This window comes from Bifidobacterium sp. ESL1130 (assembly GCF_058507935.1).
Genome location: NZ_CP196379.1, coordinates 74,486 through 100,374 on the forward strand (window position 1 = coordinate 74,486; position 25,889 = coordinate 100,374).

Annotated in this window: 20 protein-coding genes and 1 pseudogene; 18 read left to right on the plus strand and 3 right to left on the minus strand. The window is 56.6% G+C overall.

The genetic code is table 11. The features are described 5' to 3' along the window. The first annotated feature begins 77 nt into the window (after positions 1-77). The 4 genes from gyrB (at position 78) to ACSYSO_RS00300 (ending at position 6,940) form a co-directional block, all read left to right on the plus strand. Entirely contained in the window at positions 78-2,129 is a 2,052-nt protein-coding gene (gene gyrB / locus ACSYSO_RS00285) for a DNA topoisomerase (ATP-hydrolyzing) subunit B (protein ID WP_489760669.1), read from the plus strand. Positions 2,130-2,362: 233 nt separating this feature from the next. Further along, complete coding sequence (gyrA, locus tag ACSYSO_RS00290; RefSeq protein WP_489760668.1) at positions 2,363-4,972, plus strand: DNA gyrase subunit A; 2,610 nt, start codon at positions 2,363-2,365, stop codon at positions 4,970-4,972. 344 nt (positions 4,973-5,316) lie between these two features. After that, on the plus strand, positions 5,317-5,859 hold the full coding sequence (locus tag ACSYSO_RS00295; protein WP_489760667.1) for a DUF3566 domain-containing protein: 543 nt from the start codon (positions 5,317-5,319) through the stop codon (positions 5,857-5,859). Positions 5,860-5,887: 28 nt separating this feature from the next. Continuing rightward, positions 5,888-6,940 (plus strand): VanZ family protein, encoded by a 1,053-nt coding sequence (locus ACSYSO_RS00300; RefSeq protein WP_489760657.1) that lies wholly within the window; start codon positions 5,888-5,890, stop codon positions 6,938-6,940. Between the two features lie 73 nt (positions 6,941-7,013). Here ACSYSO_RS00300 and ACSYSO_RS00305 read toward each other — a convergent pair whose 3' ends face one another. Continuing rightward, a complete protein-coding gene (locus ACSYSO_RS00305; RefSeq protein ID WP_489760656.1) occupies positions 7,014-7,673 on the minus strand; it encodes an ArsR/SmtB family transcription factor in 660 nt (219 codons plus the stop codon). Between the two features lie 244 nt (positions 7,674-7,917). On the opposite strand from ACSYSO_RS00305, the gene ACSYSO_RS00310 reads away from it, so the two are divergent. The 8 genes from ACSYSO_RS00310 to ACSYSO_RS00345 all read left to right on the plus strand — a co-directional run bounded on the left by ACSYSO_RS00310 (position 7,918) and on the right by ACSYSO_RS00345 (position 18,277). Continuing rightward, complete coding sequence (locus ACSYSO_RS00310; protein ID WP_489760655.1) at positions 7,918-8,949, plus strand: ATP-grasp domain-containing protein; 1,032 nt, start codon at positions 7,918-7,920, stop codon at positions 8,947-8,949. 140 nt (positions 8,950-9,089) lie between these two features. Continuing rightward, positions 9,090-10,253 carry an MFS transporter gene (locus tag ACSYSO_RS00315; RefSeq protein ID WP_489760654.1) on the plus strand — a complete coding sequence of 388 codons (1,164 nt, stop codon included), beginning with the start codon at positions 9,090-9,092 and terminating at the stop codon, positions 10,251-10,253. 255 nt (positions 10,254-10,508) lie between these two features. Then, complete coding sequence (locus ACSYSO_RS00320) at positions 10,509-12,374, plus strand: FTR1 family iron permease (RefSeq protein ID WP_489799758.1); 1,866 nt, start codon at positions 10,509-10,511, stop codon at positions 12,372-12,374. Positions 12,375-12,390: 16 nt separating this feature from the next. Continuing rightward, complete coding sequence (locus ACSYSO_RS00325; RefSeq protein ID WP_489760653.1) at positions 12,391-13,044, plus strand: iron transporter; 654 nt, start codon at positions 12,391-12,393, stop codon at positions 13,042-13,044. Between the two features lie 296 nt (positions 13,045-13,340). After that, on the plus strand, positions 13,341-14,615 hold the full coding sequence (locus ACSYSO_RS00330; protein ID WP_489760665.1) for a Fe-S-containing protein: 1,275 nt from the start codon (positions 13,341-13,343) through the stop codon (positions 14,613-14,615). A gap of 53 nt (positions 14,616-14,668) precedes the next feature. Continuing rightward, entirely contained in the window at positions 14,669-16,033 is a 1,365-nt protein-coding gene (locus tag ACSYSO_RS00335) for an ABC transporter permease (RefSeq protein ID WP_489760652.1), read from the plus strand. Between the two features lie 88 nt (positions 16,034-16,121). Continuing rightward, positions 16,122-17,348: an ABC transporter permease gene (locus ACSYSO_RS00340; protein ID WP_491702036.1), complete on the plus strand. Its 1,227-nt coding sequence runs from the start codon at positions 16,122-16,124 to the stop codon at positions 17,346-17,348. A 137-nt stretch (positions 17,349-17,485) separates the two neighbouring features. Further along, positions 17,486-18,277 (plus strand): ABC transporter ATP-binding protein, encoded by a 792-nt coding sequence (locus ACSYSO_RS00345; protein WP_489799756.1) that lies wholly within the window; start codon positions 17,486-17,488, stop codon positions 18,275-18,277. Between the two features lie 13 nt (positions 18,278-18,290). On the opposite strand, the gene ACSYSO_RS00350 is transcribed toward ACSYSO_RS00345, so the two are convergent. Together ACSYSO_RS00350 and ACSYSO_RS00355 are read right to left on the minus strand one after the other, a co-directional pair. Then, entirely contained in the window at positions 18,291-18,545 is a 255-nt protein-coding gene (locus tag ACSYSO_RS00350) for a Txe/YoeB family addiction module toxin (protein ID WP_489799754.1), read from the minus strand. Beyond that, the gene (locus tag ACSYSO_RS00355) at positions 18,542-18,808 is read right to left on the minus strand and encodes a type II toxin-antitoxin system Phd/YefM family antitoxin (RefSeq protein WP_489799752.1); all 267 of its coding nucleotides are present in this window, start codon (positions 18,806-18,808) and stop codon (positions 18,542-18,544) included. Before ACSYSO_RS00355 ends, ACSYSO_RS00350 begins: the two co-directional genes overlap by 4 nt. Before the next feature lie 340 nt (positions 18,809-19,148). Here ACSYSO_RS00355 and ACSYSO_RS00360 point away from each other — a divergent pair, with 340 nt between their 5' ends. The 6 genes and pseudogenes from ACSYSO_RS00360 (at position 19,149) to ACSYSO_RS00385 (ending at position 25,669) form a co-directional block, all read left to right on the plus strand. Further along, positions 19,149-19,913, plus strand: a complete 765-nt coding sequence (locus ACSYSO_RS00360) for a response regulator (protein WP_489799750.1) — start codon at positions 19,149-19,151, stop codon at positions 19,911-19,913. Then, positions 19,906-21,054: a sensor histidine kinase gene (locus ACSYSO_RS00365; RefSeq protein ID WP_489799748.1), complete on the plus strand. Its 1,149-nt coding sequence runs from the start codon at positions 19,906-19,908 to the stop codon at positions 21,052-21,054. The genes ACSYSO_RS00360 and ACSYSO_RS00365 overlap by 8 nt, the downstream gene beginning before the upstream one ends. A gap of 166 nt (positions 21,055-21,220) precedes the next feature. Next, positions 21,221-23,080: a hypothetical protein gene (locus tag ACSYSO_RS00370; protein ID WP_491701781.1), complete on the plus strand. Its 1,860-nt coding sequence runs from the start codon at positions 21,221-21,223 to the stop codon at positions 23,078-23,080. Between the two features lie 48 nt (positions 23,081-23,128). Further along, a complete protein-coding gene (locus ACSYSO_RS00375; protein WP_489799744.1) occupies positions 23,129-23,959 on the plus strand; it encodes an ABC transporter ATP-binding protein in 831 nt (276 codons plus the stop codon). Positions 23,960-24,197: 238 nt separating this feature from the next. After that, positions 24,198-24,611 (plus strand): annotated as a pseudogene (gene mscL, locus ACSYSO_RS00380) (large conductance mechanosensitive channel protein MscL); the annotation flags it as partial. A gap of 176 nt (positions 24,612-24,787) precedes the next feature. Next, positions 24,788-25,669: a helix-turn-helix domain-containing protein gene (locus ACSYSO_RS00385; RefSeq protein ID WP_489799742.1), complete on the plus strand. Its 882-nt coding sequence runs from the start codon at positions 24,788-24,790 to the stop codon at positions 25,667-25,669. Positions 25,670-25,889: the final 220 nt, after the last annotated feature.

A 25,889-nucleotide genomic window follows, 5' to 3' on the forward strand; every position in this document is an offset into this window, starting at 1 on the left:
TCTTTGTGGCAGACCACGAATCAGATTCAGTAGATAAGACGGTTCAGGATGACGCTGCACAGAGCAGTGCCGCTGCAGTGGAGCACACGGTGAACGATGAGCTGAACGCCGAGCAGCTTGACGATGCACTGTCCCCGGAACACTACGACGCGAGCGATTTGAGGGTGCTCGAAGGCCTTGAAGCAGTGCGCATCCGGCCTGGCATGTACATCGGTTCAACGGGTCCTCGCGGTCTGCACCACCTGGTGTACGAGATTGTCGACAATTCCGTGGATGAGGCGCTCGCAGGCTACGCTTCGCACATCGAAGTCACCATTCTGCCCGACAACGGCATCCGCGTGGTTGACGACGGCCGTGGTATCCCGGTGGACGAGGTTCCCGGTGAAGGTGTCTCCGGTGTGGAAACCGTGATGACCAAGCTGCACGCCGGCGGCAAGTTCGGTGGCGGTGGCTATGCCGTCTCCGGTGGTCTGCACGGTGTGGGCATCTCCGTGGTAAACGCGCTCTCCACCCGCATCAACGTTGAAGTGCGCCGTCAGGGCTACCACTGGACGCAGAACTTCGTGGACCAGAAGTCCGTGGCTCCCCTCAAGCAGGGCGAACCGCTCGCCGAGGGTGAGAGCACCGGAACCTCGGTGACTTTCTGGGCCGATCCGGAAATCTTCGAAACCACCGTCTACGATTTCGAGACCCTGCGCTCGCGCTTCCAGCAGATGGCCTTCCTCAACAAGGGTCTGCGTATCAGCCTGACCGATCAACGTCAGCCTGATCTGGCCGGCGACGAAGTAGCCGGTAAAGATGATTCCGACGAGGAAAAAAGCGGCGAGCAGACCGTGACGTACATGTACGCCAACGGCATCAAGGACTATGTTGACTACATGGTCAAGACGCGCAAATCCTCGCCTATCGAGGAAGAGGTGATCGATCTCGAAGCCGAGGATCTTTCCATCGGCATCTCCGCCGAGATTGCGATGCAGTGGACGGCCGCCTACTCCGAGGCCGTGCACACCTTCGCCAACACCATCTCCACCACTGAGGGCGGCACCCACGAGGAAGGCTTCCGCGCGGCGCTCACCACTCTCATCAACCGCTATGCGCGAGATAAGAACCTGCTCAAGGAGAAGGACGACAACCTTTCCGGCGACGATGTGCGCGAAGGTCTGACGGCAGTCATCTCCGTCAAGCTCACCAACCCGCAGTTCGAAGGCCAGACTAAGACCAAGCTGGGTAATTCCGAGGCCAAGACCTTCGTGCAGCGAGTGATGACCGATAAACTCGGTGACTGGTTCGACTCTCACCCCAGCGAGGCCAAGAACATCATCCAGAAGGGCATCGAGGCCTCCCGTGCGCGCATCGCCGCGAAGAAGGCGCGTGAGAACACTCGCCGCAAGTCTGTCTTCGAGACGGCCGGCATGCCGGACAAGCTCAAGGATTGCCAGTCCAACAATCCTGAAGAGTGCGAACTGTTCATCGTGGAGGGTGATTCCGCAGGTGGCTCCGCCATTCAGGGGCGCAACCCGATCACGCAGGCCATTTTGCCGCTGAGAGGCAAGATCCTCAACACCGAGCGCGCCTCGATCGATCGCATCATGAAGTCCGACACCATCGAATCGCTCATCACTGCGGTCGGCGGCGGCTACGGCGAGGATTTCGACCTGAACAAGGTGCGTTACCACAAAGTCATCATCATGGCCGACGCTGATGTGGACGGTGCTCACATCGCCACGCTGAATCTGACGCTCTTCTTCCGTTACATGCGTCCGATGATCTACGCCGGCTACGTCTACGTGGCCATGCCACCGCTCTACCGCATCAAGTGGACCAAGGGCAATCACAGCTTCGTCTACACCGACGCCGAGCGCGACCGCGTGCTCAAAGAAGGCAAGGACTCTGGCCGCCAGCTGCCCAAGGGTGAAGGCATCCAGCGTTACAAGGGCTTGGGTGAGATGAGCTACCAGGAGCTGTGGGGCACCACCATGGACCCTGACCACCGCATTTTGAAGCAGGTGCAGATTGAGGACGCAGCCCGCGCCGATGAAACGTTCTCCATGCTCATGGGTGACGAAGTAGAACCACGACGCCTCTTCATTCAGCGCAACGCACACGATGCCAGGTTCATCGACGCATAAGAGATGAACGGAACATACACCGATGCTGGTCATGCGGGTAAGGCGCAACAGTTGGCGCACTACATGACCGGCAAGCGGAATGTAAGGGTTTTAAGGTTTAAGGACAGATAGTGGCAGACGACAACACAACAACAAACGGCACAGCCGGCGACGGTTTCGACGAACAGTTCACTCCGGACGGTTCGCTGGAACCGTTGAGCCCGCAGGAGGCCGACAATACCGATTACGGCCTGATGACCGGTGAACGCATCCAGCCGGTGGAACTGGGACAGGAGATGAAAGACTCCTACCTGGCCTACTCGCTCTCCGTCATCGTGGAACGCGCCCTGCCGGACGTGCGCGACGGCATGAAGCCGGTGCACCGCCGCGTGATCTACGCGATGTACGACGGTGGATATCGCCCCGACCGCGGCTACAACAAGTGCTCGCGCGTGGTGGGCGACGTGATGGGTAAGTACCACCCGCACGGCGACTCCGCCATTTATGACACGCTGGTGCGTATGGCCCAGTCGTGGTCGATGCGTTACCTGCTGGTGGACGGCCAAGGTAACTTCGGCTCCCCCGGCGATGACCCGGCTGCGGCCATGCGTTACACCGAGTGCCGTATGGATCCGCTGGCCATGGAGATGGTGCGAGACATCGACAAGGATACCGTCGATTTCGTGCCGAACTACGATGGCAAGACGCAGGAGCCCACCGTGCTCCCTGCCCGCTTCCCGAACCTGCTGGTCAACGGTTCCTCCGGCATCGCCGTTGGTATGGCCACGAACATTCCCCCGCACAACATGCGCGAGGTGTCCGACGGCGTTCACTGGGCGCTGGACCACCCCGAAGCAACCAAAGAAGAGCTGCTGGAGGCGCTGATCGAGCGCATCAAGGGGCCGGACTTCCCCACTGGCGCCACGATTCTCGGCCATAAGGGCATCGAGCAGGCTTACCGCACCGGTCGCGGCCTGATCACCATGCGCGCCGTGGTCAACACCGAGGAGATCAAGGGCCGCATGTGCCTGGTGGTCACCGAGCTGCCGTACCAGGTCAACCCCGACCGCCTCGCCGCATCTATCCGCGAGTCGGTGCGCGACGGCAAGATCCAAGGCATCGCCGACATGCGCGACGAAACCTCCGGCCGTACCGGTCAGCGTCTTGTGCTTGTTCTCAAGCGCGACGCCGTGCCCAAGGTCGTGCTCAACAACCTGTACAAGCACACGCAGCTGCAGCAGACCTTCGGCGCCAACATGCTCGCGTTGGTCGACAATGTGCCGCGCACGCTGTCTCTGGACGCGTTCGTCAGCCACTGGGTTGATCATCAGCTCGAGGTCGTCGACCGGCGCACCCGCTACCTGAAGCGAGAAGCGGAAGAGCGCGACCACATCCTGCAGGGTTACCTGAAGGCGTTGGACATGATCGACGAGGTCATCGCCCTGATTCGTTCTTCCAAGGACGTGGAAACGGCACGTACCGGCCTGAAGGATTTGCTGGACGTTGACGATGTGCAGGCCGACGCCATTCTGGCCATGCAGCTGCGTCGTCTGGCCGCTCTGGAACGTCAGAAGATTGTGGACGAGCACGACGAGCTGATGTGCAAGATTGCCGATTACAACGACATCCTCGGCAGCCCGGAGCGCGAACGCCAGATTGTGGGCAGCGAGCTCGACGAAATTGTCTCCAAGTATGGTGACGAACGCCGCACGCGCATCCTGCCGTTCTCCGGCGAGATGAGCGATGAGGACCTGATTGCTGACGAGAATGTGGTGGTCACAGTGACACACTCCGGCTTTGCCAAGCGCACCAAGGCCGACGAGTACCGCGCCCAGCATCGCGGTGGCAAAGGCATCAAGGGCGCCAAGCTGCGCGAGGACGATGTGGTGGATCACTTCTTTTCCACGTCTACGCATAACTGGATTCTCTTCTTTACCAACCGCGGCCGCGTGTTCCGGCTCAAGGCCTACGAGTTGCCGGAAGGCTCGCGCGATTCCAAGGGGCAGCATGTGGCGAACCTGCTGCAGCTGGCACCCGACGAGGCGATTCAGACCGTGCTGACCATTCCGAACTACGAGGTGGCCAAGTATTTGGTGCTGGCCACCAAGTCCGGCAAGGTCAAGAAGACTCCGCTCGAACAGTATGATTCCTCACGTCAGGGTGGCCTTATCGCCGTGCGACTGATGGAAGATCCGGAAACGGGTGAGCCGGCCGATGAGCTGGTGGGCGCGCAGCTGTGCAACGCCGAGGATGACATCATTCTCGTTTCCCGCAACGGCATGAGCTTGAAGTTCCAAGCCAACGACGAGCAGCTGCGACCGATGGGCCGTCAGACCGCCGGCGTGCAGGGCATGAAGTTCCGTGAAGGCGACGAACTGCTGGCCATGGACGTGGTTCGTACCGACATGGAAGAGGAACTCGACCTGCTGGTGGTGACCAACGAGGGCTATGCCAAGCGCACGCGCATCAGCGAGTACCGTTTGCAGGGGCGCAACGGCTTCGGTATCAAGGCGTTGCAGCTTGCCGAGGGCCGTGGCTCCCTGGTGGGCGCGCTCATGGTGACGGACACCGATCAGGTGATGGCCATCATGAAGTCCGGCAAGGTGATTCGTTCCAATGTGGCAGAAGTCAAGCTCACCGGCCGCAATACGCAGGGGGTGACGCTGGCGAAGCCCGACAAGAACGATGAGATTCTCTCCATTGCCCGCAACGCCGAATCCGAGGATGAGGAAGAGTCCGCGCAGGCGGAGGGAGAATCCCAGACCTCGGGTACCGCTGAGCAGAAGGCCGGCACTGATGCAGGCGATGGCGCGAGCAATGCTCAGGAAGCCGCTGGTAATGCCAGCAAGGGTGGAAACGAGTAGAGTGACGACTCGCCGGTAGCTGTTAAGCCGGCGATTGTCATCGTCTGGAACGGTGCGTGAGTGAGGTTTATGACCTGCTCCCGCACCGCTTATGGCCCCAAGGGTATCGTCTCGAAAGACTGGTACCCTTGGGGCTTAGATATTGGTAGGACTCACGGCGAACTGTGGGCGTTCAAGGAGCGACAATGAGCATTAAGCGTAGCGAAAGCAAGTCGAAGCAGGACGCGAAGGACTCGAAGAGTCCGCAAGCTTCCAGCGCGACAACGCCTCGCGCCGCCGTGAAGTCTTCTGAACAGCCGTCGGTAAAGACGAAATCGCAGCGAGGTGGAGAGCCTGAACTTTCCGTGCCTGAACTGTTTGATTCGTCCAATGGCGAGCAAGAGTCCTTCCCTGCGAACGCACAGGGGAATGCGGGATCTTCTCCTCGTGCGCCGCGTACGGCTTCCAATATGTCTAATCAGGCGGGTGGTCATGGCGAGCGGCAGGGCTTCGGCGGCACAGCGAAGGCCAAGCGTCGTGTTCCCCGTGCCCGCCGTATGAGTCTTTCGTTGACGCACGTCGACCCGTGGTCGGTGGCCAAGGTGGCATTCCTGCTTTCTGTGGCAGCCGGCATCATCCAAATCGTCGCGGTCGGCCTGATCTGGGCGCTGTTGAACGTGGTGGGTGTGTTTGACCAGGTCACACAGCTGGTCTCTTCCGCAGGTCTGGATGCCGGCGGGTTCAATCTGAGCAGCATCTTCTCTCTGGGTACGGTGCTGAGCACGGTCACTATACTTTCCATCGTTGAGGTTATTTTGGCTACGTTGCTGGCAGTAATCATCGCTGCGCTGTACAACGTGGTTTCTCAGCTGGTGGGCGGCATGCACGTCACGCTGGGCGACGACTGAGTTGCCGCAGACGGTAGCGTAACCCGTTATGTTCGCATATCTGGGCGCATTCAGTTCTTCTTTCACGCTCGCGGTGGCTATTTGGCCGCTGCTGTCGGCCTTACTCACGCTGCCGATTCTGGCTGTGATGTACAACCGCTACCACCGGTTGCGGGCCGCATCGGTTATTACTGCCTATGTGTGCGTGCTGTACGCGCTCGGGCTGGTCACGTTCACGCTCTACCCCATGCCCGACAACCCTGCGCAATACTGCCAGACACACTCGCACAGCCCACAGCTCAACGTTATGCAGTTCGCAGACGACCTGCGTTTCGGCGGCACCAGTGCCATGCTGCAACTTGTGTTCAACGTGGCGTTGTTCGTGCCCCTTGGCTTTGCGCTCAAACGGTGGGCCAGGTGGCGTGCGGTGCTGGTGGTTCCCGTCGGTCTTGCAGTGTCCGCACTGATCGAGACATCGCAGCTTACCGGGGTGTGGGGTATCTACCCGTGCGCCTACCGCCAGTTCGATGTGGACGATCTGCTTACCAATACGATTGGTGCGGCCTTGGGCTGCTTCATTGCATGGATGTACGGCTTGCTGGATCCGGTGAAAACCCTTGACAATCCAGACGAAATCAACACCAATCCTGCGCTGCTGCACCGCTGCGTCACTCTCGTCATCGATTTGGTATTTGTGTGGGTGTTCAACGTGGCGCTCGCGTTGGGGTTCATTTTCGTATTCCAGAAAACCGCTACACCGCTTCCGAACGGGGAGTTTCTGTTCCTGGGCTTCAATCTGGGGTCGAATGTTTCCGAGGTAGCGGCGAGAATGACTTCGGTGATTGCGTTTGCGGTGTTCGAACTATGCGTGCCGGCGGCGAAGCATGGGCAGACGCTCGGCGGCATGTTCACGCACATGACCGTTGAGACGGTGCCGCGCAGCAGTGGCCGAAGGGCTGCATTCTATCTGGCACGTACTGTGCTGCTGTTCTTGGCGACCCAGCTCTACCCCACCGGCTGGAACAAATTCGGGCTGCTTGTGGCGATTGTGCTGGCCGTGTTCTACGTGGTAGCGCGCCGCATGCCCTACGACTTGATATGAACGTGAGATGCTGTTCAAGCCAGTGATGCGTCGGCTGATATCGGCGGCAGGCTCGCTTGTTTGCGGTATTGGATTACGGTATCCAGCGGAATCCTTGCATGATGAGGGCAACCTGTTCGGCTTGCGGTGAGGGCACGGAGTGTTGCATAGTCCATTTCTTCACCACTCCGGTAAGTTCGGACAGCATTTGAGATAGCTCTTCTGCGGTCAACTGCAAGATGAAATCGTTGCTGGCGCCCGCATCCACCCACTCCTGCGGCAGTTGCGGCAATGCGTCCAGATAGCGTTCGTAGGTTTGCTCGTATGATAGTGCCGCCGAACGTCTAAAGAGGTCCGTCGCTTCGTCGTTCGCATTGTCGTCGCTCGCTGACTCCACAAGTACCGCTGGCTGGCTTGCTTTCCACCAGCTTTTCCTCTTGTCGTTGTTGGGGTCGCGCATTTTTTCGACGAGACCAACCTGGGCAAGCTGGGCAAGATGATAGCTGATTGCACCAGGTGCCTCGCCAAGGTAGTCGCTGATGGTGCCGACGGTTTGTGCGCCGTTGATGCGCAGCACTCCGAGAATCCGCATTCTCAGTGGATTGGCCATGACTTTAAGGGTCTGGCCGTTTGAAATTCGCTGAATTTCAACGCTCTGTGTCGTGGATGGTTCTGTGGGCATGGTGTAGTTCCTTTCAAAGTGTAATAGTACAACAAATTTTGTGAAATAAATTTGTGAAATAAATTTGCGCAAAATATTTTTTCGTGATACGCTCTACTTAGCCCACAAAAGAAAGGGCTTATTGTTACAACGAAAGAAGGACACAATGGAAAACGAAATGAAGAAGTTTGCAAACGATATTGATGAGAAGTCTGTCATTACTGGCTCGGAACCTGATGGTGACTTCAAAATCGTTTGATTTTCTGTGAGTCTGTTTATGTGCTGCCGATTCTATGTTATGAATTGGCAGCACATGCATTAGATGTGGAGGGATAGGATGGCTTTACTTATCGATGATGCTTATCGGCAAGTTTTCGTTCATAGGAATGAAGATTTTCAGTCGAATATGTATGATAACGGTCTTGCTCGTCCAATGACTGATGTTTATTCGAACTGTGCTGTGGTATTTACCTATTCTGGAGACATTGAAATTTCCAAGCTTTCCTTTGATATGGCTAAAGCAGGTTTGAGACTTGTTCGCATTGACTCTGACTTCCCTGAAAAGATGGGTATTGACGGCATAGATGAGCAAGGACGAATTATTAAAGGGCATGAGATTTTAAGACCCAGAGTTTTTTGGGATAGACACTCTTTTATTAAAAAAGCTACGTCGCTAGAAAACCAAGTATTAATGGAATACTGCTCTGCACAGATGGAGTCATTGAAAACTATTCTCAGTGAGACAAGTGAGTATTTATTAAATGGCAAACTTACTGTAGAAAGTCTACCTATGCAATTGACAAGTGCCAGAAGATCTGGTTTTGATATTCCTGATACTATTATCACTAATAATCCAAGACGGGCTCTTTCAATGTTTGGAGATGGGACGGAGAAAGTTGTTGTAAAAGCTTTGGGGTTGCATTGGGTTAGAGAATCATCAGACAGTTTTATTGGCGATTTTCCGAGAGTATTGGATGCTGATTCGTTGAAACGCGCACAGATTGAAGAAGTGCCCACAATGTTTCAAAAATTTGTCCCGCATGACAGTGAAATACGTGTTTATGTGGTTGAGCGTAAGATTATTTCCTATAGTGTACGTGGGAAAGATTCAGCTGCGCAAATTTGGGAAAAGCCTAGTAGTGTAAAGATTCAGCCTTGCTCACTTCCTAAGGATATCATCGAGAAGATTAAACAACTGCAGCGAATTATGAAATTTGACTATGGTGCCATAGATTTACTCAAAAATGGTGATTCTTATACCTTTCTCGAAATAAACCTCGATGGTGACTGGAACTATTTTGAACGGCACTGCAATGATGCGAGGGTAAGAGAAGCCATGTTTTCGTTATTTGCTGAAAGAATGAGCTGATGGTAAGTCACAACACAAAGCGTACGCAGGCTGAGTCTGGCCTGCAGACTGAATCTAGTGCGAGAGACGAGTCGCTTTGGCGGAATCGGGAATATGCGTCCTGGTTCACTGCCGACACTGCCTCTGCCGTTGGGGCGGCAATGAAGACCTTGGCCCTATCGTTGCTTGGTTATGCGGTATCCGGGTCGCTGACAGCGGCCGGATGGCTGGGCACGCTTTCGCTTATTGCCCAGCAAGGCATGAATATATTTGGCGGAACATACGTAGATCGTCACAGCAAGAAAAATCTGATCATCATCAATGCGACAGTGGGTTTCATGTTGTGGGGAGCGGTCGCATTGTTGAGTTTCTTAGGTCGGCTTTCCTTCATTACCCTGGTTGTCATATCGGTGGTCGCATCCGCGATCAACGGCTTCCTGGGAAGCGCCACCGACGCCATGCTCCGTTCTATCATCAACATTCGGGATTACCCGAAAGCTAGAAGCGTGAACGAGGGAAGGGACTCAACTATCAACATGGTAAGCGGTCCGCTCAGTGGGTTTTTCTATGCGCTGCTTCCACTGCTCCCCTTCCTTATGTCCTCGCTGATGTACGCGGTTTCCGGTGTTGCTGCGGCGAAATTGCATCCGCTGAGTCAGGCAAGGGGAGGTGAGGAAGGAGCGGCGATCGGGAAATCCTTCATGAGTGACTTCTGGGACGGGTGGAAATGGTTTGCGCACCGCAAAACAGTGCTCCTATCTGTTGGTGCTGCTAGTCTGTCCAATTTCGGTATTAACGGTATTCAATATGCTATACAGCTCAATCTCACAGGAATGAAGGTAAATTCCACGTATATCGGGATGGTTAATGCAGGGATTTCGATTGGGATGTTTGTAGGCTCGCTGATTGCGAACAGAATCAGTGGCAATGCGCATGTCGGGCATGCTGTTTGCCTTTCGTTTGTGTTCATCTGCCTTGTGCTGATTCCAATGATTATGTCAGATAATCGCACGATTCTCATTGTCTGCAATGCGCTTATCGGCGTTCCGGTTCCCATTATCAATTCGCTGCTGCTGGGCTTCATTTTTGCCAAAGCTCCGAAACGTATGCAAGGAAGGGTCACCGTCGCGCTTAGTGCCCCGTCGCAGATATTGTCGGCGTTTTGCAGTGCCATAGCGGGAACCTTGCTTCCTGTCGTTGGCTTCCGCGGAACCATGACGACATTTTCCGCAGCGTTCTTCCTGGGTGCGGTTTTGATTCTTGCGGCACCTTCGATTCGCCAGATACCGAGTGCCGCGCACTGGGAGGATGCTGATTTATCGTGACTGGGATGCGGTGTGTCTGCGAACCGACATCTGCAGCATGAAGAAGCAAATCTCATATACTGAGACAGTGGTGTGAAAAGTTGTGGTTGAGGAATGGCTGAATACCGCGGTTTTCCTAGCGGTTACCTCATCTGTGAAAGAAAGTCAAGTCTATCTTTTGATTACTTTCTCCTTTACGCTGTCTGAGTATATGGTGAGCTCGCTTCGCATGGCCAGTGATGGCGGAGCTCACGATGAGAGAGGTGAGGGAGACATATGCTAGGGCGGAAGGGTAATGGACGAGATTGCACGGCTCACGTGTGGTCCCGTGTTGCAGTGCTGCTGTGCTCGCTGCTGGTGGTGGCGGGTTCTCTTGCCGCTGGTGCGATTGTTGCCCCGGCCGGTGCCATTGCTGCCCCCGCTTCTGCGCAGCCCCTTGCAGTGTCCGCCGCTTCTGCGGCTATCCAAGCCGATAGTTCCTCTCCTTCCACCGGCTCCAAGTCTGCGAATCAATCCTTCCCCACTGATTACGACTCGTGGGAGGCTGTTTCGTCAGCGGTCGCACAACAGCTGAATCAGGCCGTGACTTCCTATCAGTCCGGAGACATGAGTTCTGCCAGCTCGGCGGTGAGTTCCGCCTTCAACGTGGCCTATATCTCCAGCAACATGATTTCCGGGGTCAGCTCGGAGCTCGGAGCCGACCGCCAGCAGCAACAATCTGCGGCATTCCAATCCATCCAGCAGCTCACGTACTCTTCCGGGCACGAGAATGACCTGCAAACGCAGGTGAGCGCGCTCGAGCAAGACCTCAACGCTGCCGCTCAGACTCTGGATGGTAACGCTGCCATAGGGAGCCCGCGCGAGTATGCCAAAGCACGCAAGAAGCAGACCACAACCGAGCGTAAGCGTTTGCAAAGCGAGAAGAAAACCAAGTTCACCGGCAAAGGCGAGCGGACCTGGTCGCAGGTGGCCGAAGAGATGGGCGGCATCCTCGACGACGCAGTGAAAGCCACCAAGAACGGTGACGGTCGCGCCGGTTCCGACAAGGTAAACGAGGCTTACTACCAGTATTACGAAAAGCTGGGCTTTGAAAAGAACGTCATGAATGCCATCAGCGGCAGCCGCGTTTCCTTGGTGGAAAGCCGATTCAAGGAATGCCGCAAGGCCATGGTCGGCGGAGACAGCATACAGAGCGTCACCAAAGAGGTGAACGGTTTGAAGTCCATGCTGGTCGAAGACGCTCAGAAGCTTGACGGCGGTGCCGAAGACCAAGTGAACGGTTTCACCAAGTTCATCACCAGTTCGGTGGGTCAAGCGTTCATTATCCTCATACGTGAGGGCTTGGAAGCGCTACTCGTGGTGGCCGCGATTGTGGCTTATTTGGTCAAGTCTGGCAATAAGCAGTTGGTCAGGTGGATTTATGTTGGCGTAGTGGCTGGTTTGGCCGGTTCGGGCATCATGGCGGCGCTGTTCGGCGTGCTGTTCAGAGGCAACGGGCCCCAGCAGGAGATCATGGAAGGCGTGGTGGCGCTCATCGCCATGGTGATGCTGCTCTACACCAGCAATTGGATGCTCTCCAAATCGAGTGTCGATAAGTGGAACGCTTATATCAAGACCAAAACCGAGCGTACGGTGCGCAGCGTCAACGCTTCCGAGAAGCTGACTGCAGGCGGTATGTTCTCCTTGGCCATGCTCAGCTTCCTGGCGGTGTTCCGTGAGGGTGCCGAAACGGTGATGTTCTATGAGAGCATCTACTCTATGACTCAGGATTCCCAGGGCATGTGGATTGGTGGCATAGCTGCGGCCGTGGTACTTGTCATCGTCTTTGTCATCTTCCGACTCACTTCCGTGCGCATCCCCATCCGTCCCTTCTTCATCATCACGTCAGTGCTTATGGCGCTGCTGGTGGTGGTATTCGCCGGTGGCGGTGTGCATGCGCTCATCGAAGGCAACCTCATCGCCGGCACGTATCTTGACGGTGTGCCCACCAGCGATTGGCTCGGCTTCTACCCCTACGCCGAAACCCTTGTGGCTCAAGGCGTGGCGTTGGTGGTCGTCGTGGCGCTCTACGTGGTGTTCGGTATCAAGGAGCATCGCGCCCATAAGATTTCCGGAAAACAAACCCCCCAACCACATCGGTAAAGGAGCAATACACATCATGACCAACAGCAAACTCACCGGCGCGCTTGCCGCGCTGACGACGGGCCTGCTCGCACTGTCCCTCTCGGCTTGCGGTGGAACCGACAGCAAGAGTGAAGACAAGGCAGCCTCCTCGCAGTCCCAGGCCGACAAAAAAGATGACGGCAAGAAGGACGATAAGAAGAAGGATGATGGCGGTGCCAAGTTCGAGGAGATTCCGATCGGTGACGATCAGGAAATCTTCCCGCTCAACATCGGAGCCGTTTATTTCCAGCCGGTTGATATGTACCCCGAAGGCATGGGTCTTTCCGCAGCCGAGTCGAACCTCCACCTCGAGGCCGACATCCATGCGCTCAAGGACAACAAGCTGGGCTACGGTGCGGGCGAGTTCATTCCCAAGCTCACGGTGAAGTACAAGATTCAGGACAAGAACGACGCGAGCAACGTGCAAGAGGGCACGTTCATGGAAATGAACGCGGACGACGGCCCGCACTACGGCGCGAACATCAAGCTCGACAAGGCCGGCCAGTACAAGCTCACCTTCACTATTCTCAGCCCGCAGACCAACGGTTGGACGCTGCACGTGGATCCCGACACTGGTGTGAAGGGCCGCTTCTGGACGGAGCCCATCGAGGCGAACTTCGATTGGGACTACACTGTTCACCAGTGGTAAATGCATCAGTGGTAAATGATTGAGGTGTGCGGTCTTTGGGGCCGCGCACCAGCGGGTGTTGGATGTTCTCTCCGTTCTGCGGGAATGTCCGATATGCTGCACGGCGTTGCTGACGGTCTTGCCGCTGACTGCGCTGAACGGTGACCGGAACGTATGTAGATTGCATATCGTTTGGTTGCTGGAGATGAGGCTTTTGCTGTTGTTTCACGTGAAACAACAGCAAAAGCCAAAGTCGTAATATAGGGGTGCTGCAGCCGTACGGGCTGCTTGGACGATGAACTATGACGGGAGGGTTGATGCTGGGTCAATTTGTGCAGGCTCTGCCGGGCATGCTTGCGCCGGCGCTACTGGTAATGACCATGAGTGTGCTGCTCACCGTAGGCGAGGGGCGTGATAGGCCTATGAGCAGGCATTGGCGACTTGCTGGCCTGATGATGGGACTTGGCAGCGCCATCGTGTTCACCGTGCTGCGTACGTTGGTCATCGTCACCCGCCGTTCTGGTGTCAACCTGCCGGTATTGGTGGTATGCGTGGTTACTGACGTGCTGATGGTCGTCATTGCTCTGCGCGCGCGCAGCATCACCGATCAATGGCATGAACACCCGGTTCGGCTCCATATTGCCAATGCCGTTTCGGCTGTCGGCATCGCGTTCACCACGTTCTTTGCGCTGCAGGACGTGATCATGCAGCTCACCAGTTTCGTGGAGGAAGGCAAATCCCCCTTTACATCCGACATGTTGCTGCGCGTACTGGGCTTTGTGCTGGGTATCGGCGTGGCTGTGGTGGCCGCTGCCATCTTCAGAACCATGCGTACCACGGCGGTGCAAGGCTCTTTCATGGTCGCCTGTGTGGCGTTACTGCTGATACTGTTGGTGCGCCATCTCACCCAGCTGTTCTCGTTGCTCATGTCGATGATGATTTTCATGCTGCACGGTACGGCTTTCCGGTTACTTATCGTGGCTGCAAACAACGATATGATTATGGTCATCGCACAGTGTGCGGTGTTTATCATCCCTGCGCTCGCCTCACTGGTGGCCGGGTTCCGGCAGAAGCCTGAAGGGCCAAACCCCGCTGTGCGACGCGAGCATATCGCCTTCAAACGCCGGGCGTTGGCTGCTGGAGCTTGGAGTTTGGCTGCCATCATCGGTGTGAGCGTAGCGCTTACGGTAGGAGTGGCCCAAGTACACAAAGAGCCTACGCTCTCCCCTCCGGAGCCATACTCGCTGCAGGGTGACGTGGCCACTATACCGTTCTCGCATGTGGAAGACGGGCACCTTCACCGCTTTGCCTACACTGCCAAAGACGGCACCAAGATGCGGTTCATTATCATCAAGAAAAATGGCGGTGCGTACGGTGTGGGACTCGATGCCTGCGAGACGTGCGGTGACGCTGGATATTACGAGAAGAACGGCAGGATTATCTGCAAACGATGCGACGTGACCATGAATGTGGCCACCATCGGTTTCAAGGGCGGGTGCAACCCCATTCCGTTCCCCTACACCGCCGGTCATGGTTCCATCACCATCCACACCGGGGACTTGGACGCGCTCTCGTCGCATTTCCAACATTGACAAGCCTGCGTGACGGGTACACGGTAGATAAGTAACAGAAAGGAACGGTCATTATGTTCATGCTGCGCATGATTTTCCGATCATTCAGCCGCCAGTTCAAACGACGGCTGCTGATCGCGGTGACCGTATGCCTGTCTGCGACGGTGGCGGTCTCCATGCTGGGCATCGTGTTTGATGTGGGCGACAAAGTGAACGCCGAACTTTCCACCTACGGGTCGAATATCGTGGTGCAGCCCAAGGATGCCGCTGTGGTCTCCGACTTGTACGGAGGGCAAGATGGTGACGGTGGCTCTTCAGGAGGCAATGACACCTCGCAGAGCGATCCCACGTCATTCCTTAAGGAATCCGATGTTCCGAAAATCAAAACGACATTCTGGGCATTCAACATCACTGGTTTTGCCCCGCAGCTCAACGTGCATGCGTCACTGAGCGACAGTACGGGCGGTAACGCCGATGAGTTGGGTCAGTCCGGTTCCAGCGTGCCGTTGGTAGGTACATGGTTCAACAAAAAACTCCACCTACCTAGCGGCGAATCCACCACGGCAGGGGTGCAAAGCATGCGCTCATGGTGGAAGATAGACGGCGAATGGGCCAAGGACGGCAAAGCGCAGGCCATGGCAGGAAAAACGCTCGCCAAGGAACATCACCTGAATGTGGGCAGTACGGTGACGCTGACCAAGACCACGGCCAGTGGCAAACACACCAGCCAGAACGTGACCATCACCGGCATTTATGACTCGGGAGACAGCGACGACGGCAGCCTCTACCTACCCTCAAATCTGGTGCAACGCCTGGCCGACCTGCCTGATGCAGCCGATAAAATCGAAGTAAAAGCGCTCACCACCCCCGAGAACGATTTGGCGCGCAAAGCTGCAAAGAATCCAGCCGGTCTGACTCCGGAAGAGTGGGAAACCTGGTATTGCACCGCCTACCCCTCCTCCATCGCCTACCAGATCGAAGAAGCCATCCCCGGTGTGGTAGCCAAGCAAGTACGCCAAGTAGCGGCGCTGCAAAGCGACGTGCTGCGCAAAACCCAAGCCGTGATGATACTGATGACCGTGTTGAGCCTGTTCGCGGCCGCCGTGGCCGTGGCGAACCTTATGGCCTCTTCCATCAACGAACGTAGCGCCGAGCTGGCCCTGCTGAAAGCCGTGGGCGCCACCGACGGCGCGGTTTCCAGACTCATGCTCACCGAAACGGCGGTGATCGCGCTCGCCGGAGCCATTGTGGGCGCAGGTCTTGGCTCCGCACTGGCACAAGTGGTGGGGCACGTGGTCTTTGGCTCAGGCATCACGATGCGGCCTATGGTGTTCGTGCTGGTGTTTGTGTTGCTGGCCGTCACCATACTGATTGCCTCATTCTCGGCAATTCGCTCGATTCTGCACGTACGCCCCGCGGAGGTGCTTCATGGCCGCTGATCCGAAACTGACACGCACACACCGCGAACCTGCAGGTTCTGGGGATGCAAACGCGGCATCTCGCCCTTACGGCACCTCTAATCGGCGTATGTTTGCCACCATGCTTTTTGGTGCGGTGTTTCGCCGGCGCTCGCGCGCCGTTATGGCCGTGATTGCTGCGGCCATCGGTGCAGCCACGTTGTTCTGCCTAACGGCAGTGTGCTTGGTGGTGCCGCAGCGCATGACCGAAGAAATGCGCGCGTACGGAGCCAACCTCATCGTCACACCATCGTCAAGTACGGCTGCGGGCGATGTGGGTGCTTCTGGTACGGCCAAAGGTGGCAGCAGCGAGCCCCAGCAATCTCAGCAATCGCCAGGCCTGAGCGATACGCAGATTACAGCGCTTACCAAGCGCATCACCGCGGTGGCTCCAGCTCCGCACGCCGCATACCGCTACGAAACCATGCGCATCAACTCAACGCCATACACCATCGCCGGCATCGACCCGGCTGCTGTGCGCACACTCAATCACCACTGGGATGTTGAAGGGCATTGGCCCTCCGCCGGCAGCGTCATGGTAGGGCAAGATCTGGCATCGACTCTCGGCCTGCAAGTCGGATCGTTCGTCACCATGACGTTCAAAACCGGAGAAGCGCCGAAAACCGGTGCCGGCACATGGAGCAAACCGCAGGAGAACAAAATCGAGTTCCGCGTCGGCGGCATCGTAAGCACCGGCGGCAACGAGGATGACATTGTCTACGCAGTGGCGGCTGACGTGGCGAAGCTTACCGGCACAGCACGCGGTGCAGACGTCGTCGAGTACTCGTCGAGCGCCTCGGATGCGCAGCTGGCCAGCCTGGTCACGTCGCTCAACAAAGACTCCTCATTGGGCGCCCAAGCCAAGCAGACCACCAAAATCACCTCGTCAAACGCACGCATCGTCACCATGCTGCGCACCCTGTTCTGGATTGTCTCGCTGGTGGTATTGGTGCTCACGCTCGTGGGAGTGGGCACCACCATCTCCTCCATCGTCTCCCAACGACGCAACGAAATCGGCCTGCGCAAAGCGCTTGGTGCCTCAACGTTGGGCATCGGTGCTGAATTCTACGCCGAATCGGCGCTCTACGGCTTGTTCGGCGGTGCGATCGGTACCGCTGTGGGATATGTGTTCGCCCGGGTGCTCAGCGTTTCCATCTTTAATTATGCGCTCGCGTTCAGCTGGGTGTTGGGCGTCGGTTCGGTAGTGTTCACCATGGTGGTGGCCGTGTTGGCATCGATTCCGCCCGTGCGTCGAGCTACAACCATCGACCCGGCCGTCGTGCTCAGGGAGGAATGATCATGAGGACCATGCCTGCGGTATGTGCCGCGTTTGTCTCAACATCACGATTGCCGTCGGGTCAATCGTTCCAACGATTTAATTCGTCCCAACTATCGTATTTGTCCCTTCTATCCTGCGATGCCAAGGAGTAACTCATGCTGCTGGAACTGGACCATATTTCGAAGATATACGGCGACCTGCACGCTGTGGACGACTTGAGTCTCACTGTGCCGCAAGGTCAGTGGCTCTCCATAGTGGGGTCGTCCGGCTCGGGCAAGACCACGTTGATGAACATCATCGGCTGCATGGATACACCGTCCAAGGGATCTGTGGAGCTTGAAGGGCGACGGCTTGAGGACCTGAACGCCCGGCAGCTGGCCGGAGTGCGTAAGAATGTAATCGGCCTGGTGTTCCAGAAGTTCTATTTGGTGCCGCACCTGACGGCAGTGGAGAACGTGATGGTTTCGCAGTACTACCATTCGGTGGTGGATGAGGCTGAGGCGTTGGAAGCGCTTGACCATGTGGGGCTTAAGGACCGTGCCAAGCATTTGCCGAGCGAGCTTTCCGGCGGCGAGCAGCAGAGAGTGTGCATTGCCCGCGCGCTGATCAACCATCCAAAGCTGGTGCTGGCCGACGAGCCCACCGGCAACTTGGATGAGAAGAACGAGAACATTGTGCTTGATCTGTTCCGGGAGCTGCATGCTCAAGGCACCACCATCATCGTGGTCACGCACGATGCGCTGGTGGCCTCTTGCGCCCAACGTGAGATCATGCTCAATCATGGCGTTTTGGTTGGAGAACAGTGGAATGACGAGGAAGCTCGTGCTGCCTACGAGGCTGCTGGCGGTCGCCCCGCATTCACCGGTTCCGCCGCAGACGGTGCCCAGCGCGAAGGCCAGTCCATTGCTTTTGCCGACCCCACCAAGCAGGCCAAAATCAGCGAGTGATGGGCAGTACGCGTTAATAGTGGTCGTGTGCTTGAATGATTCTTAATTCATCGTCCACAACGAGGTAAATCAGCCGGTTCCGTACGTCAATGCGTCGCGACCAAGCCCCTTCCAACTCCCACTTCAGGGATTCCGGTTTGGCGATACCGCTGTAGGGATGTCTCAAGGTATCACGGATGATGGTATTGAGCCTCTTGAGGACTTTGCTATCATGCTGCTGCCAGTACTGATAGTCTTCCCAAGCTCGTTCTGTCCAAGATAGAATCACGAGTCCTCCTCTGGGTCGATGAGGGCGTGCTGATAAACTTTGCCGTCGCGAGCATCTTGTAGTCCGTTAAGGACTTTGTTGTAGAGCTTGGGGTTCTGCATAACATAAATGGTTTCCATAATGGAGTCGTACTCGTCGGTGCTCATCACAATGACGTTGTCGTTCGGGTCTTTATTGGTGACGAGCAGTGTGTCGCATTCGTCGTTAACTTTGCGCATATAGGATTTCAAATCCTTCCTGAAGTTGCTATACGAAACAGTCATAGGCATGATGATCTCCTTGGTTGTATGTACGAGAAATTGTATCATGCTCGGCGTGTCGTCTCTACTTCCTTGTTTCTTTGTTGTGTTGTAGTGGGTTGTGTACGGCCTACTATGACATGGATTTGTGAGGTGGGAAAACAGAATCGATCATTGTGGACGAATGCTTGCCGTTATTGTCAGAATGTGGATAACCGTGTCGCGCTTGGCTTCCTTCAAAGCTGTGAGAGTCATACCGCAGTTATGACTCTCATAATGATCGTGTGTATCGTGGAGTCGTGCCCTTCGGTTGGAATTGAGGGAGAGGGTTTAGCGGTAAGAATGGAAGCGTAAGGCGGCAGCGATGGCGGACAACGGGGCGATTGGTCTGGCTTTGGTGGACGATCAAGAGTTGGTGCGGTTGGGGTTGTCTGCCATCGTGGCGGCTGAAGACGATTGCAGTGTGGTCATCAGCTCGGCTCATCCTAACGATGCCCTGCAGGACGACAGACTTGACGACGTTGACGTGGCACTGGTTGATGCGCGCATGCCCGAGATGAGTGGCGCTGAATTTATCGCACGGCTTGCGCAGACGCATCCGGATATCAGTTGCATCATGCTCACGGCGTTCGACGAGGACGCCAGCCTGCTTGACTGTATTCAGGCCGGTGGGCGCGGGCATCTGCTCAAGGACGCGTCTGGCGACGACATCGTTGCGGCTATTCGCACCGTGGCTGGCGGTGGCATGGCGTTCGGCGCCAGCGAGATGGAGCGCATGGCCGGCTTGCTGGCACAGAGGCAGCGGCGTGAGCAGTCGGGCGTACTGAACTCCTCTCACGGGGAACCCGCGGAAACTCAAATTGCAGCAGTGCATCCTGCCGCAATAGAGGCCGCAGAGTCGGCAGAAAGAACAGCGGCGCCATCCCGCAGTGAGCGGCAGCGTGTGCTCGCACAGCTCAGCGAAGAGGATCGGCGCATTGCCGACATGGCGGCGCAGGGGGTCACCAATCGTGAGATAGCGCAGCGACTGTTCATGTCGGTCGGCACGGTACGCAACCATTTGAGTGCCGTCTTTGCCAAAGTTGGTGTGCGTAATCGCACGGAATTAGCGGTGCTGCTCCATGGGTGACAGACAAGCAATGCGGGCTTCACGCACATTCCTCCCCTACTCAGCCGCCATGTTTGTCATTGCGCTGGGCATCACCGTGCTCATGTCGGCGTATGGATCCCCCGTACTCATGTTCGGGTGGTTGTTTGTAACTCTGCTGTTGTGGGGCTTGTACCGGCTGGTGCCCGACCGCCGTGCAGGCCTGCTGTTTGGCATAGTGCTCATCATTGTTGCTGCGGCACAAATTGTCTTTAACCGAGACGGACAGATATACACGCTGCTTGTGGTCAGCGTTGACGTGCTGTTTGCCAGCTCCGAGAAGTGCGAGCTAGCGGTTGTCGGCTGTGAACTCGTAGGGTTTGCCGCATTCCGATTACTGTCGTACCCGCGGCTCGATTATGGAGCTGCGCTGTATACTCTGCTGATTCCGGCTTTAGTGGCCGCGTTGCTGCTGCTGTATTCGCATTCGATTCGGCAGCTGCTGCGCCAAAATGCGCGTTTGGAACGGCAAACCGTTGTGATCGAAAGTTTGGCGTTAGCCCGCGAACGCGCCCGGATGGCCAGTGAGATGCACGATTCCATAGGGCAGTCATTTTCTGCCGTTCACTTGCAAGCGGAGGCTGTGCAACGCCGTGTGCCAGCCGAGGACGAGGCGCTGCGTGTGTCCATTGACAGTATCCTCCAGATTTCCCACGACGGACTCACACAAGTGCGGCAGCAGGCCCGCGCGCTCAACCCTGCGGCGTTCGGAGAAGAGCTGACCAACGGGTCAATCCAAGCGCTAGCGGACTCATTTCATTCCACAGAACTTGACGTACAAGCGGTAGTGGTTGGTGACGTGGCTCAGCTGCCGGGAGTAGAGAAAACGGTGCTGTACCGCTCGCTGCAAGAGTTGCTGACCAATGTGGTGCGCCACGCCAAAGCAACTCGAGCGGTCGTTGAGATTCGAGTGAATGCCTACACCGTGTCGTTGCGCGTGAGCGATGATGGAAGCGGCATGCCGGCAAACCATACCGGGTTCGGCCTGAGTTCTCTGCGCTCGCGTATCACCGCAATAGGTGGCAGCATGCATATTGCGCCACATGGCAGCCTTAGTGGTGCCCAAGTCGACATCATCTACCCCATCGAACATGACGAGGACTTTACTGAGTGCGCTGAGTGAGTGACAATCGTCTGCCGGCAGTGACATTTGCCTGCTGCGCTCCCGTTCCATACTTTGTAGGCTCGCAGTGTAAGGCGATTACACCGGGTGACGTTCGAACGTTGCTGAGTAATGGCCTTGCGAACGCTGGTACTGGGCGTGATGCCCACGCACGATTGGTGGGCTTATGCAATATGTTAGTTTGGTCAATTCGCTATGGCGTGACAAACGTGCGCTCCAAGCCGTCAATGTTATGGCCAATGCGGTGGCGATGGTCTTGGTGTTCACCATCGCTGAGGTGATGCTGGCGCAGAGTGCCGAGGGTGATTCCTCCAGTCCGGCAGGGATCATGATCATCTGCCTGGTGTGCGCGATGGCAGTTACCAAAATCGTTGCTGACCACACTTTTACCGCACAGTGGAAGCCGCTGATGCGTTTGCGTTTGACTGGCGCCTCGCCTCTCAAGCTCATGGTCGGTGTCGTTGCGGTGCAGCTCAAGCTTTCCGTGTATTCCGCGGTGGTTGGCAGCGTGTGCGGTGTACTGCTCGTCTCCCCGATCAATCTGATATATCGCGGTATAGATATGCATATTCCTGCGTTCCGCTTGAGTGTTGCGTTGCCTGCCGCAGGCATCACTGTGCTGGCATCCGCGTTCTGTACAAGTGTGGGCGCTGCCCTGTCGTCATGGCGCATCGTCAGCGCTGTACCCGACCTGACAGTAGGGAAAGTGACCGCTGTACGGCATCGTCGCCCATGGTTCACCGGGCTGTTGGCCGTTGCTTTGGTGGTGGGCACTGGCTTTGCGGCAGTAAGCGACTACAGTTCCTCGAATATAGCGTTAGGTTTTCTGCTGTGCTTTGTGTGGGGATGGTTGCTGGTGCGCGGTGCTGGATTCGTGCTGAAACAGGCTTCGGCGCGAGTGGCCTCATTGACCAACAACAATGTGCTGCTCCTGGCCTTCCGCAATCTCGAAACAGCCACATCTACGGCTCTATTCACCTTGGCAGCCATAGCCTCTGTGCTGCTCGGCACGGTGTACAGCGTGTACGGGTATACCGACGCAGATGCCCGAGCTTCGCTCTCCACGGTGATGGGCAGTGACACATCTGTAGTCAGTGGCGCTACGTTGCGCGGTGCCGACTTTACGCAAGCGGTACAGCGCAGCGACTCTAACGCGCTGATACTGTCCGAAACCACCGCCGTTTCCAAGTGGGCAGCACAGACCGGTTGTGCGCAGCAAATACAGCAGTATGGAGTTGCCAACAATGCTCGCACCGTGTCCAGCGGTCATATCTCCACGCTCATTCCGCGTGATACCGTTGTGCAAGGCTCCCTGGAAGCGACCGGCGGAGTGGTGGCGCTTGCGCAAGATGTCAACGATGACGGTGATGCCATCGCGCTCGGCGACATGATATGTGTGGCTGTCGGTGACGGCACTCGCGAGCTGCCAGTTGTTGCCATCGCGAAACTGCCGGCTGCTCTTGGGGAGTATTTCGTGCTCGACCGGGCAGCGGTGGCATCACCGAATTCCAACGCGCTCGCGTTGATTTCCAACAAGTCGGCTCGTGCCCTCCCTGCAGCCGATTTTAACGTTGAGTCCGCTTCCGAATGGATCCGTCATCTGGCTCCCGGGAAGGCTGCGTCGGTGAACGGGGGCAACGGGTTGAGTGAGGCTGCACCCATCGTGTACCCAGTGTTGGCTATCTGCTTGATTGGCGCGGTATCGGTGGTGTTCGACCTGATAGCCGAACGCAAAAAAGAAGCATTAGCGGCACGGCTCATCGTCTTTGGTGCATGGCGGTACGCCGCAGCGGGTGCTCTGTACGTTTTGGTGCACATGCTTTCGGCATCCCTGCTGGGAACGTGCGGATCGGTACTCGTCATGAACCTATGCCTACGTTCCGAATCGCAGGTGTTCTATGGTGGCATCTCAAGCTTCGTTCCCACCCCGCAAATCATCGGTTTGCTGCTCATGGTCTGCGCCGTAGGCCTGCTCGCGCTGGTGGTGCATGGCTTGTCTTACCGCAAGAGTCTGCCGAACGCTTAAGTATCCCCGTCCCCAAACGCAATCTGCAATACTACGAAAGGTTTGAACATGCTTCCCCAAACAACGGCACACGCCACGCTCAATACCCGCAATCGCTGCGCTGACGACGGTGAAACCAAGCGTCAGTGTGAACCAGTGCTGTCTGCCTCAGATCTCGAATTCTCCTACCGATCCAAGCAAGCCAACGGCTCCGGTATCAACCAAATAGGACCGCTGAACATCACACTGCGCGAGGGAGAAACGACTGCGCTGATTGGCCCCTCTGGGTGTGGAAAATCCACTACACTGCGCCTGCTGGCAGGAATTTTAAAACCCAGTAACGGGCATGTCTCTTACCGCGGCAAGCATCTCGACAAGCTTCGGGAGACGCAACTTGCCGCTCTACGGCGGTCGGAATTTGCATTCATTTTTCAAGACTACATGCTCATCGACAGTCTGAGCGTTGCCGAAAATGTCGCGCTTCCGCTCAGGCTGGCGAAACAGCAATATCGTGATGCTGAAGTACGCCGTGCGCTCGCCTCCGTCAACCTCAGCCCAGACCTTGCCGGTGCGTCGGTCACAGAGCTTTCTGGAGGTCAGCAGCAGCGCGTGGCCATCGCTCGCGCGCTCATGATGAGAGCTGATGTGCTGTTCGCCGATGAACCGACCGGCAATCTTGATCCCCAGGCTCGAGAAGATATCCTCGCCGCACTTGCCAACGCCATGCAAGGTGGTTTGAAGACGTGCCTTCTGGTGACTCATGACCCGCAGGTCGCCGCTACAGCTGACCGCATTCTGTTGATGAAACAAGGGAACGTGGTAAACGAGTTTTCCGCGCTTGCCGCTGGGCAGATTGAGCGTCTGCTGCTGAAGGACGGGGCTTTGGAAGAGGGCATGTGAACAGTTGGTTAGGGGTGGCGGTGCCCTGCTTGGGGCCGGAAGGAAGACCGGTCGTACTGCGTAAGGCAGGATGGTGTTGTGGGCGTGTGTAGTTGCTCCAGCGGGCAGCAGTTGCACCGGCATGAACGGCAATACAATATATTCAATATTTAATTGTATATGTTCTCGTTATGCAAGAATTGGTAGATTGCTCAGGTAGAATGGAGGGAAGAGCAAGCTGAGCGGCCAAGGAGGGGGCATGCTGAAGGGATTCAGGGAGTTTATCTCACGCGGGAACATGATTGACATGGCAGTTGGTGTGGTCATGGGCTCCGCGGTCACCGCTGTGGTCAACGCCATCGTCAAAGACCTGATCAACCCGCTGATTGCCATGATTTTCGGCAAGCCGAACATGGACAACCTGCTCAACTTCACCTTCAACAATGCCACCATCTCGTTCGGCGGGATTCTCAGCGCTCTGCTCAACTTCTTACTCATCGCTGCTGCAGTGTACTTCGTCATCGTCGTACCCATCAACAAAGTTCGCGATATGTCTAAGGCGCTGGCCGAAAAAATGGGTATCGCCAGTGAGGACGAAGAAGCTGAGGAGAAGAAGCAGTCTGAAGCCAACGCGGAGATGATTGAGCTGTTGCAGGGAATCTCCGGTGAGCTGCGGGCGCTCAACGGCAAGACAGACGATGATGTTAGTAAAGCTGACCGTGCGGTTGGCGCACGTGATGAGTCAGGTATGCGTTTCGCTGCGTCTTCAGGTGCCTACCAAGGCCCCGGTGGCGGCGCGCGAGAGGGGACGCGTCCGTAAGGGCGCACTGAAGGGGAAAGAGGCGAGTCATGTTCGATCGCAACGATGTACCAGTGGCAATCGGCAACACCAGCCCCGGCACGGTGCACAAAAACGGTGTGCTGGCATCCAAAGCGGCGGTGTTTCCCGAGGTTACCCTTTCGCACATGACCCTCGGCCCTACCGCGATGTGCTGGAAACGAGAACGTTCCACCGCTGGCATGGCCACACTCACCTTTTTGCTGCAAGGTTCGCTGCACGTGGAATCATCCGAAGGTATCGTGGTGACGCGGGAGCCCGGGGTGTACTTGCTGCCGCCTGGTGAGGGTGTGGTCACCTACCGAACTTCCGGTACAGTCAACGAACTTGTTGGCGTGAGCATGTCGCAACGTCTTTTTTCGTCGGCGGTGTCGATGGAGCAGCTTGCACCGAACGCTGACCAGCGGTACAACAAGATTGACACAGCGGCACTGCGCCCGCTGCTCTCGTTCGTGATAACTATGTGCAACTTGCATGAGCCGAACGGTGAGACTGCCGAAGTGCTGGCTGATGTGGTGGATGAGGCGGCGCGAGCGTTGCTGGTCCTGTGCTTTGAGCAGGATACGAGCCGTATACCGCTGATTCTGCGTGTCAGGGAATACGTGGCCACCCACTTCTCCGACCCGGAACTGAGCGTGTCCGATGTGGCGGAGTATGAAGGCGTTTCCACTCGTACATTGCAGCTTGAACTGCAGGAACATCATACGAATTTCACCACGTTGGTGCGCAATGTTCGTGCACACGCTGCTCAAAAGCTGGAGGCTCGGCAACCAGGGCTCACACTTAACGAGGTGAGTGCGCTGTGCGGGTTCGGTTCTGTTTCGTCTTTGCGCCGCGCGCTCAAATTGTTGGAGGACGACGGTGCCGATGTGAGCGGTAACGGTGACGAGTAGAGCGGCTTTCGTGGAGGTATCCCCGTATAGAGATGTTCAGACTTCGGCCAACTTTGTGGAATGTGAACGTGTTGCCGGTGTGCGGTAACGCCATAACCGCTATAATATTGCTGGGTTTTCAACGGCTGTCGAGAGAGAGTGTGAGTCGGTGAACGGTTTTTGGCGTAGAAGTAACCATGAACACAACATTGAGGGGGCCGGCAAAGTTTCCGGCATGCAT

What these genes read in the sequence shown, in the direction of transcription:
- ACSYSO_RS00345 (WP_489799756.1), top strand. Translation starts at nt 17,486, where the DNA reads ATGCTGCTGGAACTGGACCATATTTCGAAGATATACGGCGACCTGCAC.
- ACSYSO_RS00300 (WP_489760657.1), top strand. Translation starts at nt 5,888, where the DNA reads ATGTTCGCATATCTGGGCGCATTCAGTTCTTCTTTCACGCTCGCGGTG.
- ACSYSO_RS00340 (WP_491702036.1), top strand. Translation starts at nt 16,122, where the DNA reads ATGTTTGCCACCATGCTTTTTGGTGCGGTGTTTCGCCGGCGCTCGCGC.
- ACSYSO_RS00355 (WP_489799752.1), bottom strand. Translation starts at nt 18,808, where the DNA reads ATGACTGTTTCGTATAGCAACTTCAGGAAGGATTTGAAATCCTATATG.
- ACSYSO_RS00310 (WP_489760655.1), top strand. Translation starts at nt 7,918, where the DNA reads ATGGCTTTACTTATCGATGATGCTTATCGGCAAGTTTTCGTTCATAGG.
- ACSYSO_RS00330 (WP_489760665.1), top strand. Translation starts at nt 13,341, where the DNA reads ATGCTGGGTCAATTTGTGCAGGCTCTGCCGGGCATGCTTGCGCCGGCG.
- ACSYSO_RS00335 (WP_489760652.1), top strand. Translation starts at nt 14,669, where the DNA reads ATGTTCATGCTGCGCATGATTTTCCGATCATTCAGCCGCCAGTTCAAA.
- ACSYSO_RS00375 (WP_489799744.1), top strand. Translation starts at nt 23,129, where the DNA reads ATGCTTCCCCAAACAACGGCACACGCCACGCTCAATACCCGCAATCGC.
- ACSYSO_RS00365 (WP_489799748.1), top strand. Translation starts at nt 19,906, where the DNA reads ATGGGTGACAGACAAGCAATGCGGGCTTCACGCACATTCCTCCCCTAC.
- ACSYSO_RS00315 (WP_489760654.1), top strand. Translation starts at nt 9,090, where the DNA reads ATGAAGACCTTGGCCCTATCGTTGCTTGGTTATGCGGTATCCGGGTCG.
- ACSYSO_RS00325 (WP_489760653.1), top strand. Translation starts at nt 12,391, where the DNA reads ATGACCAACAGCAAACTCACCGGCGCGCTTGCCGCGCTGACGACGGGC.
- ACSYSO_RS00320 (WP_489799758.1), top strand. Translation starts at nt 10,509, where the DNA reads ATGCTAGGGCGGAAGGGTAATGGACGAGATTGCACGGCTCACGTGTGG.
- ACSYSO_RS00360 (WP_489799750.1), top strand. Translation starts at nt 19,149, where the DNA reads ATGGCGGACAACGGGGCGATTGGTCTGGCTTTGGTGGACGATCAAGAG.
- ACSYSO_RS00370 (WP_491701781.1), top strand. Translation starts at nt 21,221, where the DNA reads ATGCAATATGTTAGTTTGGTCAATTCGCTATGGCGTGACAAACGTGCG.
- gyrA (WP_489760668.1), top strand. Translation starts at nt 2,363, where the DNA reads ATGACCGGTGAACGCATCCAGCCGGTGGAACTGGGACAGGAGATGAAA.
- ACSYSO_RS00385 (WP_489799742.1), top strand. Translation starts at nt 24,788, where the DNA reads ATGTTCGATCGCAACGATGTACCAGTGGCAATCGGCAACACCAGCCCC.